Genomic DNA, 16383 nt, shown 5'->3' with positions numbered 1-16383 from the left:
TGGGAACGGTCCGGTGTGCGGAGTGTCGGGAATCGGCCGGCGGTCAGCCGTCGCCGAGCAGCGGCAGGATCTGGTCCAGCGCGTACGGGACGCTGAGCACGGTGCTGAACGAGAGCGCACCGCCGAGCGGCGGGTTCTCGTACGGCAGGAAGACCGCCCGGTTCTGCTTCGCCACGTCCAGGGTGGCGTAGACCTTGTCCGCCTTCACCCGCGGCTCCGCGCTGGCGTCCGAGGTGAGGAAGAGCAGCCTGTCCACGTCGACCAGGTCGAGCCGCTCGGAGCCGATCTCGGCGGCGTACTCCTTGCCGGCCGCCTGCACGATGCTGTCCGGCACTGTGAAGCCGAGCTGGGTCATGAAGACCACCTTCGGGTCGCTCGGCGCGAAGACCGCGTACTTGCCGGCCTCGTACGGGTCGACCACCGCCACGGTCTTGCCGGCGAAACCGGGGTGTTCCTGCCGGGCCTTGGCGAACCGGGCGTCCACGTCGGCGATCAGCTTGTCTGCCTGCTCCGGCTTGCCGAGCGCGCGGCCGGCCTGCCGGGTCATCTCCTGCCACGGCGCGGCGTAGTCGGCGAAGCCCTTCGGCTGGGCCACGGTCGGGGCGAGCTGGGAGAGCTTCTGGTACTGCTCCTGGGTCATCCCGGAGTAGAGCCCGATGATCAGATCCGGACGCAACGCGGCGATCTTCTCGAGGTTGTAGTCGTCCCGCTCACCGACGATCTCCGGCGGGGTGCTGCCCCACAGCGGCTGCGCCCACGGCCACTTGCCGTACGGCCGCTCCAGGAACCAGTCGATCGCACCGACCGGCACGACGCCGAGGGCGAGCACCGGGTCCTGGTCGCTGAGCCCGAGCGTGACCACCCGGCTGGGCGCCTTGGTGATCTCGGTGCTGCCGTACTTGTGCTCGACCGTCACCGGGAAGGTGCCACCGGCGCTCGTCGAAGGCGTCGGGTCGGCGCCGTCGTCGCCACCGCCGCAGCCGGCCAGGCCGAGTACGAGGGCGGCCAGCGCCGCCGCCAGTCGGACGGGCCGGGGACGCATCGTGCGGGCGGGTGTCGTGGACATCGGCTCCTCTTCGGTCTCTCGGGTTTCCCCCGCCGGTTCGGCGGTCGGGCGGACATCCGTCTCGGCGGCCCGGCACTGCGCGCCGGCTCGGAATGCGGTCGCGCGACATCCGGCGACGGTGCCTCGACGTCGGGCCCGGCACCGGCGTCCGGTTCCGATGACGGTGATAGTAAGGTAATCCTTACCTAACCTCAACAGCTTCACCGGGACAGACCTCCCCATCCATCGAAGCCATGAACTAAGGTATACCTACCCTAAGAAGCGAAACCCCTGCACATTGCCGGCGGAAGAGACCCGATTTGCCGGCGGAAGAGACCCGAGGACCGCGTGACAACCGACCAGGCACCACCGGTGAGCCGACCCGCGCCCGTCCGGGCGCCGGGTCACCGGTCCAGGCATCCGGTCAGGCTCTTCCTGGTCGCCACGACCGTCCTGATTGTGCTGTCCCTGCTCTCCGTCGCGGTGGGCAGCCGGCAGATCCCGCTGGACCAGGTGGTGCAGACCCTCCTCGACCGGGCCGGGGCGCGCGGCGCCGACGACCCGCAGATCGAGGCGATCGTCTGGGGCGTACGCCTGCCGCGCACCGTGCTCGGCCTGCTGGTCGGGATGGCACTGGGCCTCTCCGGCGCCCTGATGCAGGGGCTGACCCGCAACCCGCTCGCCGATCCCGGCCTGCTCGGGGTCAGCGCCGGCGCCGCGCTCGGCATCGTCGTCGCGATCGCCTGGTTCGGCATCGCCACGCTCTACGGCTACATCTGGTTCGCCTTCGCCGGTGCCCTGCTGGCCAGCGTGGTGGTCTACCTGCTCGGCGGGCTCGGCCGGGGCGGCTCCACCCCGGTCAAGGTGGCGCTGGCCGGCATCGCGATCACCTTCCTGCTCAACTCGGTGACCAGCGCGGTCGTGCTGCGCGACCCGGAGGCACTCAACCGCTACCGGTTCTGGGCGGCCGGCTCGCTCTCCGGGCCGGACTTCGGCACCATCGGCCAGCTCCTGCCGTTCCTGGCCGCCGGCACCGTACTCGCGCTGGCCGCCGCCCCCGCGCTGAACAGCCTCGCCCTCGGTGACGACGTCGCGGCCGCGCTGGGCCGCCGGGTCGGGCTGGTACGCCTGCAGGGCACCCTGGCGGTGACCCTGCTCGCCGGAGCCGCGGTCGCGGTCGCCGGGTCGATCGTCTTCGTCGGGCTGGTGGTGCCGCACGTGGCCCGGCTGATCACCGGCCCGAACCACCGCTGGCTGCTGCCGTTCACCATGGTGCTCGCACCGAGCCTGCTGCTGCTGGCCGACATCGTCGGTCGGGTCGTCGCCCGGCCGAGCGAGGTCGGCGTCGGCATCATCGCCGCGTTCATCGGCGGTCCGTTCTTCATCATGCTGGTCCGGCGCCGCCGGCTCGCGGAGCTCTGATCGGGGTGACCCTCCTCGACCTGCGCCGCACCGGCGGGCGTACCGCGTTCCGGATCGGCCGGCCACCGGTCTCCGGTGTACTCCGGGCGCGGCTGCTGACCTGCTGCCTCGGGCTCGCCGCACTGGCCTTCGTGGTCTTCTGCGTCGGCATTGCCACCGGCGACTACCCGGTCAGCCCGCTGCGGGTGGTCCCCGCGCTCTGGGGTTCCGGCGATCCGGGCCAGGTCTTCATCGTGCGGGAGCTGCGGCTGCCCCGGGCGCTGACCGCCGTACTCGCCGGTGCCGCGTTCGCCGTCTCCGGGGCGATCTTCCAGACCATCACCCGTAACCCGCTGGCCAGTCCCGACATGATCGGCATCAACGCCGGTGCCACCACCGCCGTGGTGGCCGCCATCGTGCTCGGCGGCGCCGGGCTGAGCCTGCCGGCGCTGGGCCTGATCGGCGGGCTGGTCACCGCCGCGCTGATCTACCTGCTGGCCTGGCGGCGTGGCGCCACCGGCTACCGGATCGTACTGGTAGGCATCGCCGTCTCCTGGATGTGCGCCAGCGCCACCGACTACCTGCTGACCCGGGCCCAACTGACCGAGGCGCAGGCGGCGCTCGGCTGGCTGGTCGGCAACCTCAGCGGTCGCGGCTGGGAGACGGTCGGTCCGCTCTCCGCCGCGGTGCTGACCCTGCTGCCCGCCGGGATGCTGCTCGGGCGGTGGACCCGGACCCTGCACCTCGGCGACGAGGTGGCCCGAGGGCTCGGCACGCCCGTGCAACTGGCCCGGCTCTGCCTGGTGGTCGTCGGCGTCGCGATGGTCGCGTTCGCCACCGCCGCCACCGGGCCGGTGCTGTTCGTGGCACTGGCCGCACCGCAGATCGCCCAGCGGCTGGCGGGGCTCTCCGCGCCGCCACTGCTGGCGTCCGCGCTGACCGGGGCCCTGATGGTCTCGGCCAGCGACCTGGTGGCCCGCTGGATCATCCCGGACGTCGACCTGCCGGTCGGCGTGGTCACCGGGGCGCTCGGCGCGGCGTTCCTGCTCTGGCTGCTCGTCCGGGCCAACCGCGCCGGTTCTGGAGGCTGACGATGACCGTGGACCTGACCATCACCGACTCCGCGCTCGACGCCCCGCCGCCGGGTGCGGCCGGTCACCCCGAGCTGCGGGCCGAGCGGCTGCGCCTGGCGTACGGCGAGCGGGTGGTCGTCGACGACCTCGACCTGGTGATACCGGCGGGCCTGATCAGTGTGATCGTCGGCGCCAACGCCTGTGGCAAGTCCACCCTGCTCCGGGCGCTGGCCCGGCTGCTCAACCCGACCGCCGGCAGCGTCCAGCTCGACGGCCGGGCGATCCACTCCCTGCCCACCCGGCAGGTGGCCCGGCAGGTGGGGATCCTGCCGCAGGCACCGGTCGCGCCGGACGGCCTGACCGTGCTCGACCTGGTCGGCCGGGGGCGCTCGCCGCACCAGACCTGGTGGCGGCAGTGGTCGCCGGAGGACGAGCGGGCGGTGACCGACGCGCTGGCCGCGACCGGGGTCACCGAGCTGGCCGACCGGCCGGTGGACGAACTCTCCGGCGGGCAGCGGCAACGGGCCTGGATCGCCATGGCGGTGGCCCAGCAGACCCCGGTGCTGCTACTGGACGAGCCGACCACCTTCCTGGACCTGTCGCACCAGATCGACGTACTCGACCTGGTGGTGGACCTGAACCGGCGGGACGGCCGGACCGTGGTGATGGTGCTGCACGACCTCAACCAGGCGTGCCGGTACGCCGACCACGTGATCGCGATGAAGGGTGGCCGGATCGTCGCGCAGGGCGAACCGTCGAGTGTGGTCACCACCGACCTCGTCGACGAGGTCTTCGACGTGCGGTGCGAGGTGAGCGTCGACCCGCTGACCGGCACACCGCTGGTGATCCCGACCAGCCGGCACCACCCCCGGCCGCTGATGCCGGTGGCCGCCGGCGCCTGACCGGTCCTGGCTCGACCGTCCACAGGGCTCCGGCGACCACCGCCCGCGTCAGCGGCGACGGTTCAGTGAACCTTTTCCGACCTCCCTCCCCTTGCGGCGCGGTGGACCGCAAGGCCGGGCGCGGTCCGTGAGCGCCGCGCGGTTCAGGTGGAAAGGGTCAGTCGCTGGCGCAGGTCGTCGTCGCGAGGTACGGCCCGGTGCTGCTGCCCGGGTAGTACGGCGTGAGCGTGGTCGCCGGTCGGGTGCCCGCCGGACAGGTCTCGGAGAGCACCCAGCGCGGAGTGAACGGGTCCGGCACGCACTGGTAGATCCGCTGGTCGTGGTCGACCGGGTAGCGGCCGTACAGGCTGAGACCGTCGGCGCTGCACGGCCGGGCCTGTGCGGCCTGTGCCGGTACGGCGGTGACTCCGACCGCCGCGCCGGCCCCGACGATCGCGAGCACCGCGACCCGGGTGGCGAACTTCTTCATCGGTTCCTCCCCTTCCGCACTCCCATCGATGATGAGATCGTTGGGTAATTAAACAAAGTCGTGCCGGGCTAGCACAACGAACCTTTCCACCTCCCCTTGCGATCCGTGGTGGCCGCAGGTCAGAGTCGGGGCGCGCGCGGCGCGCCGTCCGGGTGGGAAAGGTTCGATGGACGGGGGACGCATGGAACGCGGCACCGACGGACGTCGGCTCGTCCGCAGTGGCGCGGCGGCACTGGTGGCGGTGCTGCTCAGCATGGTGGTCACGGCCGGCACCGGCACCGCGGACCCGGCCGGCGGGTTTCCCTTCCGGGACCCTCGGCTGCCCGACGGGCAACGGATCGACGACCTTCTCGGCCGGCTGACCCTGGACGAGAAACTCTCCCTGCTGCACCAGTCGCAACCGGCCATCCCCCGCCTGGGCGTCGGCTATTTCAAGACCGGCACCGAGGCCCTGCACGGAGTGGCCTGGTCCAACGACGTCGACGCCGACTGGCACGTGGTGACCGCCACCGAGGCCACGGTCTTCCCGCAGGCGCTCGGCCTGGCCAGCACCTGGGATCCGGACCTGGTCCGGCGGATCGGCTCGGCCGTCGGCGACGAGGTGCGCGGCCACCACGCCGCCGATCCGGACGTCTGGGGCCTCCAGGTCTGGGCGCCGGTGGTGAACCTGCTGCGGGACCCCCGGTGGGGCAAGAACGAGGAGGGCTACTCCGAGGACCCGCTGCTGACCGGCGCGATCGCCACCGCGTACGGACGGGGCCTGAGCGGGGACCATCCCGAGCGACTCAAGACCGCACCGGTGCTGAAGCACTACGCGGCGTACAACCGGGAGGCGGAGCGGAGCCTGACCTCGGCCAGCCTGCGACCACGGCTGCGGCACGAATACGAGGACCCGCCCTTCCGGTCCGCGATCGCGGCCGGCGCCGCCACCGGAGTGATGGCCGGCTACAACCTGGTCAACGGCCGCCCGAGCCACGTCAACCCGGACTTCGCCGAGGTGATCCGGTCGTGGACCGACCGCGACCTCTACCACGTCAGCGACGCCTGGGCTCCGCACGCGCTGACCCAGCTCCAGGGCTACTACGCCGACGAGACCGAGGCGTACGCGGCGATGCTCAAGGCCGGGCTGGACAGTTTCACCGTCGACGACGGCCAGCCCGGGCCGATGGTGGCCACCCTGCGCGCCGCGCTCGACCAAGGGCTGCTCACGGTCGCCGACGTGGACGCCTCGGTCCGGCGGGTGCTGTCGATCCGGCTCCGGCTCGGGCACTTCGACCCGGACGGCGGCCCGTACGCACACATCGGTCCGGAGGTGATCGGCAGCCCCGCACACCGGCAGCTGAACCGGGAGGCGGCGGAGCGGGCGATGGTGCTGCTGCGCAACTCGGCCGGCACCCTGCCGGTGGACCCGACCCGGGTCCGGAACGTCGCCGTGATCGGCCCGCTGCACGACGCGCTGCACGGCGACTGGTACGGCGGCGCCCTGCCGTACCGGGTGACACCGCTGGCCGGGATCCGGGAACGGCTCGGCGACCGCGTCACGGTCACCGGCGTCGAGGCGCTCGACCGGGTGGCGCTGCGCGACCTGGCGACCGGGCGGTACCTGACCGCCACCGGCACCGCCACCGGGGAGAACGTCGTCGCGGCGGCCGGTCCGGCCACCGCCGCCGCGCAGTGGGACCAGAACGACTGGGCGGGCGACGTCAGCACGCTGCGCAACGCCGGCAACGGGCACTACCTCGCCGGCAACTGGGGGCCGTACCACACCGCCGAGACGGAGATCGGCGGATGGTTCGTACCGCAGCAGTTCGCGCTGGAACGGGAGCCGGACGGTGCCTACCTGATCCGGTACGCGGGCTACGAGACCAACGAGAGCTGGTGGCCGTACCCCGGTCGGTATCTGACGGTGGGTGCCGACGGCGCGGTCGGCACCGGCGAGCGCGCCGCCGCCGCCCGGTTCGCCCGCGAGGTGGTGGAAAGCGGCGCCGCCACCGCCGCCGCGGCGGCTGCCCGGGCCGACGCGGCGGTGGTCGTGGTCGGCAGCCATCCGCTGGTCTACGGGCGGGAGAACGCCGACCGGCGCGGCCTGGCGCTCGGTGCCAGCCAGTCCGCACTGGTCGAGGCGGTCACCTCGGCCAACCCGGACACCGCGGTGGTGTTGGAAACCAGCTATCCGGTGACCCTGGCGGCCGAGCCGGCGACGCTGCTCTGGACCACCCACGCCGGGCCGGAGACCGGCCGGGCACTGGCGGGCACGCTCTTCGGCGACCGCAACCCGGGCGGGCGACTCAGCCAGACCTGGCCTCGCGCCGACGCCGACCTGCCGCCGGACCTGCGCGACTACGACATCATCCGGTCCGGGCAGACCTACCTCTACCACCGGGGCGAGCCGCTCTTCCCGTTCGGGCACGGCCTGTCCTACACCCGCTTCCGGTATGCGAACCTGCGGGTGAGCGCGCCGTCGGCCGGGCCGGACGACTCGGTGACGGTGACGGTTGAGGTGACCAACACCGGCCGGCGGACCGGCGACGAGGTGGTGCAGCTCTACACCCGGCAACGCACGTCCCGGGACCGGATGCCGCTGCGGCAACTCCGCGCCTTCGGGCGGGTGACCCTCGCCCCCGGCCAGACCCGTCGGGTGACGTTCGCCGTCCGGGCGACCGAACTGGGGCACTGGGACGTGACCCGGGACCGCTGGGTGGTCGAGTCCGCCGAACACGACCTGCTGGTCGGCGGCTCCGCCACCGACGTCCGGCAGCGTGGCACGCTGCGGGTGCGCGGCGAGACGATCCCGCCCCGGGACCTGTCCCGGCCGACCCGGGCGGAGAACTTCGACGACTACGACGGAATCCTGCTGGTGGACGAGACGAAGGTGCGTGGCACCGCCGTCGAGGGTGCCGGCTCCGGCGGCTGGATCGCGTTCACCGGCACGGCCCTCGACGCCCGCTCGCGCACCCTCACCGTCCGGGCCGCGAGGCCCGGGCCGGGCGACGGGACCATCGAGGTACGCCTCGACTCCCCGACCGGTACGCTGCTGGGCCGGGCCACCGTGCCCAGCACCGGCGACCGGTACGCGTACACCACCGTGCGGGCGGCGCTGGCCGGCACGACCGGGGTCCGGGACGTGTACCTGCGGCTCGGCGCCGGCCTGCGAATCAGCGAGTTCAGCATCGGGCCGGGCGACGGCTGAGGTCGCTCAGGGCATCCGGCGACTTCACCATCGGAGCGACGGCCGACTGAGGCCGGTCAGCGCATCCGCTGGTCGGTCAGGGCATCGGGTGCAGTCCCTCGTGCCGGACCGTCCAGCTTCCGTCGTCCGGAAAGCCGGGGGTCGGCCGGCCGGCGTCCGCGTCCGAGCCCCGGGCCATCAGCGCGACGGCGGCCAGCAGCCCACCGTTGCCGGGCAGATAGACCGGCAGCGCGGCGGTCTGCCGGTTGTGCCCGTTGGGCAGGTAGCCGTTCTTCGGTTCGGGTCGCAGCAGCGCGTCGACGGCGGTGTGCGGCTCGCCCAGCCGGGTCGCCGTCATCGCGATGGCCGGATAGTCCCAGCCCCAGGTCGACGGCCAGTCCCAGTCGGCCAGTACCCCGTGCAGGGTGGCCCGCATGACCTCCGGGTCGACCAGCTCGGTGGGTGGTACGAGGCCGAGGGCGTACAGCATCGACGGGTGGTCGTCCCGCACCGTGTACGGCGGTACGTCGACGGCGGTGTAGACCCCGTCCCGGACGTACGGCCGGACCAGGTTGACGGCGACCTTCTCCCAGGACGGCTCCGCCGGCAGGCCGAGCAGCACCCGCCAGGACTGCGCGACCCGCAGTCCCCAGGACCAGTACGCCAGCTCGAAGGTGGGGTTGGTGAGGCTCTCCCGGACGTCGGCGTACGACTCCTGGGCCGGGACCAGCGGCGGGCCGATCTGGTAGCCGCGCTCGCCCCGGACCGGGTGGTCGGCCATGAACGTCGCCGTGTCGAGGACGACGTCGGCGTACCGGTGCAACGCGGCCTCCGGGTCGGTGCTGGCACGCCGGACCAGCTCGGCGAGGAAGATCGGGTGCGGCTGCTGCCAGAGCAGGAACGGCCCGATCGGGCTCGGACTCTCCCGGCCGTCCGGGCCGACCTGCTTGGGCCAGCGGGCACCGGCACAGCCCTGCCGGCGGGCGGTCTCCCGGGCCCGGGGCAGGATGCCGGCGTACCAGCCGAGACTGCGTTCCAGCAGGCCGGGACGGCCCCAGAGCGGGAAGTGCGCCCCGTGCCACCAGTGCATCTCCAGGTGGAACCGGCCGCGCCAGGAGTTCACCATCAGGCCGGTCTCCTGCGGGGGCAGCGTGCCGGCGCAGTGCACCGCGGTCAGGTACTGGGAGAGCACCACCCGCCGTTCCAGCTCGACCGCCCGGTCGTCCCGGCTGCCGGCCAGTTCGACCGCGCCACCGCCGCGCCAGAATTCCGGCCAGTGCCGGGCGGAGGCGGCCGCGACCTCGGGAAAGGACGGCAGCGCGGTGCCGGCGGCCGAGCCGGCGCCGGGCGCGAACGCGACGACCAGCTCGACGGCGGCCAGCCCGGTGCTGACCAGGAACTCGTGCCGGCCGACGTGCAGGATCCGGGCGCCGTCCGGCAGCGCGATCCCGACCGAGTACGCGGTGTCGTCGAGTACCCGGCGCAGCACCGCCCCGTCCGGGGTCGGGCGCAGTCTGGACGAGTGCGCCTGCGGCCGGGACCAGTCGGCGGCGTTGCTCCACTCCGGCGAGCCGTACGGGAAGGCGATCCGCACCGCGAGGCCCTCGGCGAGCAGCGTCGAGGAGACGCGTACGGCGACGACGTCACGGTCCGGATGGCAGACCGTGTGCACCTGGACGGGTGTGCCGGCCAGCCGGAACCGGCTGGTGATGGTGCCGGTCCACAGGTCGAGCCGCTGGTGCGGGTCGGTCAGCTCGGCCGGCTCGGGCGCCCGGATGCTGACTCCGGAGCCGGCCGAGCGGGCCGTCCAGACCAGCCCGATCCGGCCCAGGTCGAGCCGGTGTGGATTGCCGCGCAGCCACGACTCGGCCGGCGACTCCGGGGCCTCGCGGGTGCCGGAGAGCGTGCCGCGCATGTCGACGTACTCGACCGGGCCGCGCGGCGTCGGATAGGCCCGGCAGGTCTCCGCCAGGTCGTACGCCCGCCCGGCCGGCACGCTGTGCCAGCCCCACTGTGCCTGGGTGCCGAGCAGCGTGCCCGGCGTGCCGATGCCGCCGGGGTCGTGCACCGGGTAGTGCTCCGGAAAGGTCTGCAAGCCGGTGACGTCGACGGTGTAGCAGAACTCCCCGTTGCCGACCGAGAGCGGGGACTCCGGCAGGATGCCGGTCAGCTCGACCGCGTGCCGGTCGACGAGGGCCCGGCGGTCGATCCGGGGCCCGTCCTGCTCCGCCAGCCGGCCGTCGTCCCCGTTCCGGTCCGGGGTCACTTGCCGATCGCCGCCTCCACCTGCTTGACGAACTCGTCCGCCGCGTCGGCCGGGGATTTCCGGTCGAAGAGCACCTCGGCGTTGAGCCGTTGCAGGATGAGCCGGGTGTCGGTGGAGCCGGTCGGCCCGATCACCAGCGGCGGACCCACCTGCGGGGTGACCCGCTCGATGAACTTCGCCTGGGCGGACTGGTCCGGGTTGAGTGCCGGCACCACCGCCGAGAGCACCTCGGAGTTGGCCGGAATGCCCCGGTCGGTCAGGATGATCTTTCCGGCCTCCGGGCTGTTGACCAGGAAGTCGACGAACTTCGCCGCCTCCTTCGGGTGTTCGGTACGGGCGTTGATGGTGTAGATCTGCGAGGCCTGCAACCACATCCCCGGCTTCTGGGCGCCCTCCCCCGGTGCCCGCAGCAGCTCGAGCGGCTGTCCGGACGCCTTGCGCAGCGAGCCGAGCTGGTTGCTCCAGTCGAACTGCATCCCGGCCAGCCCTCGACCCATCAGGGTCTGCTCCGGGGCCGGCTGACCCTCCAGCTCGGTGGTGACCGAGGCCGGCGGGGTGGCGCCGGAGTCGCGCAGCCCGACGGTCATCGTCCACCACTCGGTGATGGTGTTCCGGCTGATCGCGACCTTGCCGTCCGCGGTGTACAGCCCCTCGCCGCGCTGCCGCGAGTAGAGGTCGAACATGTCGGCGCTGCTCGGGTCGGCCGCCCCGTAGGTGCCCTTCGGCGACTTCGCCGAGATCTCCCGGGCGATCCGGGCGAAGTCCTCCCAGGTCCACGTGCTGTCGTCCGGCAGCGGTACGCCGGCCTTCTGGAAGACGGTCGGGTTGACCACCACCGCGAAGGTGTTGACCCCGGTCGGCACGCCGTACTGCTTCTCCTCGAACCGCCCGTTGCCGAGCGCGGCGGCGTCGATCTTGTCGGTCTTCAGTTCGTTCTGCACCCGGGCCAGGTCGAGCAGCGCACCCCGGTCGCCGTACTCCCGGGGGTAGGCGCCGCCCAGCGTGATGACGTCCGGCGCGTCGCCGGCCGCGACCTCGGTGGCGAGCTTGTCGAAGTACGCGTTGAAGTCGGACGACGAGCCGGTGACCTTGATGTCCGGGTTCTGCGCCTGGAAGGCGTCGATCACCTTCTGGGTGGCCTGGGCCCGGTCGTTGTTCCCCCACCAGGAGAACCGCAACTCCACGGGCCCGCCGTCGCCCCCGGAGTCGCCACAGGCGGCGACCGAGAGCAGCAGGGTGGCGGAGACGGCGACGGTGCTGAGGCGGGTCCGGACGGATCTGGCTCTCATCGGAGCTCCTTCGCTGACGGTGGGTGTGCGAAGCGGTGGGTTGGAACGGTTCACTTGAGGCCGGTCGTAGCCAGCCCCTGCGTCAGATAACGCTGGCCGGCGAGGAAAAAGCCGAAGATCGGCGCAAGTCCGACGATGGACATGGCGAAGAGCTGACCCCAGGCGGTTTCGCCCTGACCGTCCATGAAGGACCGGAGCGCGACCGGGACGGTGTAGAGGTCGGGGTTGGTCAGGAAGATGAGCTGGCTGAAGAAGTCGTTCCAGGTCCAGATGAAGGTGAACAGCGCCGAGGTGGCCAGCGCCGGTACGGAGAGCGGCATGATGATCCGCCAGTAGATCCGTAGGTGCCCGCAGCCGTCCATCCGGGCCGCCTCGTCCAGCTCTCTGGGCAGGGAGCGGATGAACTGCACCATCAGGAAGATGAAGAAGGCGTCCGTGGCGAGGAACTTCGGCACGATCAGCGGCAGGCTGGTGTTGATCCAGTCGAGCTGTGAGAAGAGGACGTACTGCGGCACGATCAGCACGTGGATCGGCAGCATCATCGTGGCGAGCATCGCGGCGAAGAGGACCCGCCGGCCCGGGAACTCCAGCCGGGCGAACGCGTAGGCCGCCAGCGAGCAGGAGAGCAGGTTGCCGACGATCGAGGCGATCGCGATCACCGCCGAGTTCCACAGGTAGTGCTGGAACGGATGCTCCAGCGCCGTCCAGCCGCCGGTGTAGTTGCCGAGATCGAACTCGCGGGGCCAGATCGACGGGTCCCGGAAGATGACCTCGGTCGGCTTGACCGAGCTGGAGACCATCCAGAGCAGCGGATAGATCATCACGACGCCGAAGACGATCAGCAGGGCGTGCTTGGAGATCCGCCGCACGGGCGGGTCGGCGCGGGCCGCCGGCCGTACGCTCGCCCCGGCGGCGGTGGTCAGGTCAGTCACCGTAGAACACCCATCGCTTGGCGAAGAGGAAGTTGACGCCGGTCAGCACGGCGATGATGACCAGCAGCGTCCAGGCCAGCGCGGACGCGTAGCCCATCTCGAACGAGCCGAAGCCGCGCTCGTAGAGGTAGAGCGTGTAGAGCAGGGTGGAGTCGGCCGGGCCGCCGCTGCCGCCGCTGACCACGAACGCCTGGGTGAAGCTCTGGAAGGCGCCGATCATCTGGAGGATCAGGTTGAAGAAGATGATCGGGGTGAGCAGCGGGATGGTGATCCGGAAGAACTGCGAGACGGCGCCGGCGCCGTCGACCGAGGCCGCCTCGTAGTACATGCTCGGGATCTGGCGGAGCCCGGCCAGGAAGATCACCATCGGCGCGCCGAACGTCCAGGCGTTCAGCACGACCAGGGTGCCGAGCGCATAGTCCGGATGGGACACCCAGCTCACACCCTCGACACCGACCTTGGCGAGCAACTGGTTGATCAGCCCCTCGCTGCCGAAGATCTGCCGCCAGAGGATCGCGATGGAGACGCTTCCGGCCAGCAGCGACGGCAGGTAGTAGACCGACCGGTAGATGGGCAGCCCGCGTACGCCCCGGTTGAGCAGCATGGCCAGGCCGAGGGCCAGGACGAGCTGCAGCGGTACGGAGACGAAGACGTACTGGAAGGTGACCAGCAGCGACTTGTGCAGCCGGGAGTCCGAAAGCATCCGCCGGTAGTTCTCCAGCCCCAGCCACTCCGGCGGGCTGAGCAGGGTGTAGTCGGTGAAGGAGAGATAGAGCGAGGCCAGGATCGGCCCGATGGTGAACACGACCATCCCGACGATCCACGGTGTCAGGAAACCGTACGCCACCCGGGTCTCCCGGCGGCGTGGCCCGGACCGTGCGGTGGGTCTGCCCGTGCGATCGCTCATCGGAGCACCCTTCGGCGGAGATACGTCGCGGGTGGAGCCTCGTGCTGCCCGTCATGCCCGCCATGCCCGCACGGCCCACATCCGGGCTGGGTAACCAGTTTCTAACAAAGCCAACATCAACTGTCAACGCATCGAACACTCGCTAACTAGCTGTGGAAACATCGCAGCACACGCCGGTGGCCGGGTGGGAGAAACCGGTTGCTTCCAAGATCGGGTAACCGGTATCTTCGGTGCCCACGAGATGGCCACCAGGGCGTCAGCGGACGACCACTGCCCGATATCCTCAGTGGACGGTCGGCGCGGCGGCCACCCTTGGGGGATTCGAGATGAGCCTGACCGGAGACCGCCGCGCCGGGCAGTCGGCCGACGAACCGACCGGCGGATCGCGACAAGCTCGCCGCAGATCCGCCCGGCCGGACCGCCCCTCGGCCACGATCGGCCGGGTCGCCGAGGCCGCCGGAGTCTCCCGGGCGACCGTCTCCCGGGTGATGAACGGCAGCCCGACCGTGGCGGCCGACCTCGCCGCCCGGGTCCGCGCCGCCGCCGAGGCGCTGAACTACGAACCCAGCCTGGTCGCCCGCAGCCTGGCACTGGGGCGTACCAGCACGGTGTCGCTGATCGTGCCGGACCTGTCCAACCCGATGTTCCAGGACGTGCTGCGCGGGCTCAGCCACGCCGCCGCCACCCGGGGTCACCGGCTGCTGGTCGCCGAGTCCAACGAGAACGTCGCCGAGGAGGCGATCCTGGCCGTGGAGGCGCGGCGCCGCTCCGACGGGCTCGTCCTGGCGTCGCCCCGGGTACCGGAGGCCGAACTGCGGGCCCTCAGCGACCGGCTCGCCCCGCTCGTCCTGGTCAACCGGGACCTGCCGGGCAGCAACGTGCCGTCGCTCTCGGTCGACTACGCGGCGGGGATCGCCGCGATCGTGGCCCACCTGCGGTCCCTCGGCCACCGCCGGATCGTCTACCTGGCCGGCCCGGCGGCCAGCACGTCCAACCGGGAACGGCAGGCCGCACTCCGGGACACCTGCGGCGCCGAACCGGTCTGCGCGCTCACCGAACTGTCCTGCGGCGCCACCTTCGACGACGGGCACGCGGCGGCCCGGGCCGTGCTGCGCAGCGGCGCGACCGCGGTGGTCGCGTTCAACGACATGGTGGCGTTCGGCGCGCTCAGCGGCCTGCACGAGCTGGGCATCGGGGTACCGAGGGACCTCTCGGTGACCGGCTTCGACGACATCCCGTTCGCCCGCTACACCACCCCGCCGCTGACCACCGCCTCGATCCCCCGCAACGAACTCGGCCGGCAGGCCTGGGATCGGCTCTGGGCGCTGCTGGGCGGCGGTCCGGCCGGGCACGACGTGCACTTCCAACCCCGACTGCTGGTCCGGGACAGCACCGGGCCGGTACCGGCCGGACGAGCGTAGGCGGTGGTAACGGTGACCGGACCGGGCTGGATCAGGGTCGACGGGGAGCGGCTGGTCGACGCGAGCGGGCGGACCGTCCGGCTCGCCGGGGTCGGCCTCGGCGGCTGGCTCAACATGGAGAACTTCATCACCGGCTATCCCGGCACCGAGTCGCAGCAGCGCAAGGCCCTGCGCCGCGCGCTCGGCCCGGAGGGCTACCAGCGGTTCTTCGACCGGTTCCTGACCGACTTCTTCGCCGCCGAGGACGCCGGCCATCTGGCCTCGCTCGGCCTCAACTCGGTACGCGTACCGTTCAGCTACCGCCACTTCGAGGACGACGACCGGCCGTTCCTGCTCAAGCCGGACGGATTCGGATGGCTGGACCGGATCGTCGGGCTCTGCGCGGACGCCGGCCTGCACGTCATCCTCGACCTGCACGCCGTGCCCGGCTACCAGAACCAGAACTGGCACAGCGACAACCCGACGCACTGGGCACACTTCTGGACCCACCGGCACTTCCAGGACCGGGTGGTGCACCTGTGGCAGGCAATCGCCGACCGCTACCGGGACAATCCCGTTGTTGCCGGCTACAACCCGGTGAACGAGCCGGCCGATGCCTCAGGTGAGGTGATCGGACCGTTCTACGACCGGCTCGTCCGGGCCGTCCGCGAGGTCGACGACCGGCACGTACTTTTCCTGGACGGCAACCGCTACTCCACCGACTTCGCGGCCTTCACCGAGCCGTACCCGAACACGGTCTACACGGCGCACGACTACGCGCTGCCCGGGATCGCCGCCGGCAGCGAGTATCCCGGTACCACCCGGGGTGAGTACTTCGACCGGGCGGCCGTGCAGCGCACCTTCCTGCGCCGCACCGAGTTCATGCGCCGCACCGGGACACCCATCTGGATCGGCGAGTTCGGCCCGGTCTACACCGGTGAACCGGAACGGGACGCCTCCCGGCTCCGACTGCTCGCCGACCAGCTCGAGATCTACCGGGAACACGGCGCGAGCTGGGCGCTCTGGACCTACAAGGACATCGGGTTGCAGGGCCTGGTGTACGCGGCCGAGCAGAGCCCGTACCGGCAGCGGATCGCACCCGTGGTGGCAAAGAAGGCCCGACTCGGCTCCGACTCGTGGGGCGGGGTCGACCGGGAGGTCCGGCACATCCTCGACCCGATCGAGGAACTCTTCGCGCGGGAGTTTCCGGACTTCGACCCGTACCCGTGGGGGCGCCGGGCCTGGATCAACCTGCTGGTCCGGAACATCCTGCTCGCCGAGCCGCTGGTCGGCGAGTTCGGCCGCTGCTTCGAGGGGGTGGACCCGGACGAGGCCGGACGGCTGGCCGCCTCGTTCGCGTTCGACGCCTGCGTACGCCGGGAGCCGCTGGCCGAGGTGCTGCGCGCGCACCTGGCCTGATCGACCTGATCCGCCCGGCCGGGCCGGCACCGTGGGCACGGTCAGGATCATCGAGTTCAGGTGTCGAAGTGCTCGGGGCATCATCGTCGATATCTTCGGCTCGTCGACGAA

At 71.7% G+C, this 16383-nt stretch carries 12 protein-coding genes; 6 read left to right on the top strand and 6 right to left on the bottom strand.

Features of this window, described 5'->3' with window-relative positions; all coding sequences use genetic code 11:
- Positions 1 to 43: 43 nt before the first annotated feature.
- A complete protein-coding gene (locus R6Y94_RS01480; RefSeq protein WP_318393899.1) occupies positions 44 to 1066 on the bottom strand; it encodes an iron-siderophore ABC transporter substrate-binding protein in 1023 nt (340 codons plus the stop codon).
- A gap of 327 nt (positions 1067 to 1393) precedes the next feature.
- Here R6Y94_RS01480 and R6Y94_RS01475 point away from each other — a divergent pair, with 327 nt between their 5' ends.
- Genes R6Y94_RS01475 through R6Y94_RS01465 form a run of 3 tightly spaced genes read left to right on the top strand, consistent with a single transcriptional unit; the run spans position 1394 to position 4421 of the window.
- On the top strand, positions 1394 to 2467 hold the full coding sequence (locus R6Y94_RS01475; RefSeq protein WP_318393898.1) for an iron ABC transporter permease: 1074 nt from the start codon (positions 1394 to 1396) through the stop codon (positions 2465 to 2467).
- 5 nt (positions 2468 to 2472) lie between these two features.
- A complete protein-coding gene (locus R6Y94_RS01470) occupies positions 2473 to 3537 on the top strand; it encodes a FecCD family ABC transporter permease (RefSeq protein ID WP_318393897.1) in 1065 nt (354 codons plus the stop codon).
- A 2-nt stretch (positions 3538 to 3539) separates the two neighbouring features.
- Positions 3540 to 4421 (top strand): ABC transporter ATP-binding protein, encoded by an 882-nt coding sequence (locus R6Y94_RS01465; protein ID WP_318393896.1) that lies wholly within the window; start codon positions 3540 to 3542, stop codon positions 4419 to 4421.
- Positions 4422 to 4578: 157 nt separating this feature from the next.
- Here R6Y94_RS01465 and R6Y94_RS01460 read toward each other — a convergent pair whose 3' ends face one another.
- Positions 4579 to 4890, bottom strand: a complete 312-nt coding sequence (locus tag R6Y94_RS01460; protein ID WP_318393895.1) for a hypothetical protein — start codon at positions 4888 to 4890, stop codon at positions 4579 to 4581.
- A gap of 166 nt (positions 4891 to 5056) precedes the next feature.
- Between R6Y94_RS01460 and R6Y94_RS01455 the strand changes: the two genes are divergently transcribed.
- Positions 5057 to 8080, top strand: coding sequence for a glycoside hydrolase family 3 C-terminal domain-containing protein (locus tag R6Y94_RS01455; protein WP_318393894.1), 3024 nt, complete (start codon positions 5057 to 5059; stop codon positions 8078 to 8080).
- A 76-nt stretch (positions 8081 to 8156) separates the two neighbouring features.
- On the opposite strand, the gene R6Y94_RS01450 is transcribed toward R6Y94_RS01455, so the two are convergent.
- Genes R6Y94_RS01450 through R6Y94_RS01435 form a run of 4 tightly spaced genes read right to left on the bottom strand, consistent with a single transcriptional unit; the run spans position 8157 to position 13453 of the window.
- Positions 8157 to 10325 carry a hypothetical protein gene (locus tag R6Y94_RS01450; RefSeq protein ID WP_318393893.1) on the bottom strand — a complete coding sequence of 723 codons (2169 nt, stop codon included), beginning with the start codon at positions 10323 to 10325 and terminating at the stop codon, positions 8157 to 8159.
- A complete protein-coding gene (locus R6Y94_RS01445; RefSeq protein WP_318393892.1) occupies positions 10322 to 11614 on the bottom strand; it encodes a sugar ABC transporter substrate-binding protein in 1293 nt (430 codons plus the stop codon). The genes R6Y94_RS01450 and R6Y94_RS01445 overlap by 4 nt, the downstream gene beginning before the upstream one ends.
- Positions 11615 to 11664: 50 nt before the next feature.
- The gene (locus R6Y94_RS01440) at positions 11665 to 12546 is read right to left on the bottom strand and encodes a carbohydrate ABC transporter permease (protein ID WP_318393891.1); all 882 of its coding nucleotides are present in this window, start codon (positions 12544 to 12546) and stop codon (positions 11665 to 11667) included.
- Entirely contained in the window at positions 12539 to 13453 is a 915-nt protein-coding gene (locus tag R6Y94_RS01435) for a sugar ABC transporter permease (protein WP_318393890.1), read from the bottom strand. The genes R6Y94_RS01440 and R6Y94_RS01435 overlap by 8 nt, the downstream gene beginning before the upstream one ends.
- A 326-nt stretch (positions 13454 to 13779) precedes the next feature.
- Here R6Y94_RS01435 and R6Y94_RS01430 point away from each other — a divergent pair, with 326 nt between their 5' ends.
- Both R6Y94_RS01430 and R6Y94_RS01425 read left to right on the top strand, forming a co-directional pair.
- Positions 13780 to 14874 carry a LacI family DNA-binding transcriptional regulator gene (locus R6Y94_RS01430; protein ID WP_318393889.1) on the top strand — a complete coding sequence of 365 codons (1095 nt, stop codon included), beginning with the start codon at positions 13780 to 13782 and terminating at the stop codon, positions 14872 to 14874.
- Positions 14875 to 14886: 12 nt separating this feature from the next.
- Positions 14887 to 16272, top strand: a complete 1386-nt coding sequence (locus R6Y94_RS01425) for a glycoside hydrolase family 5 protein (protein WP_318393888.1) — start codon at positions 14887 to 14889, stop codon at positions 16270 to 16272.
- Positions 16273 to 16383 lie beyond the last annotated feature (111 nt).

Origin of the sequence: Plantactinospora sp. KLBMP9567, from assembly GCF_033446045.1 — a bacterium.
In the GTDB taxonomy this organism is placed as follows: Bacteria; Actinomycetota; Actinomycetes; order Mycobacteriales; family Micromonosporaceae; genus Plantactinospora.
This window is presented reverse-complemented; position numbering and strand designations above follow the sequence as displayed.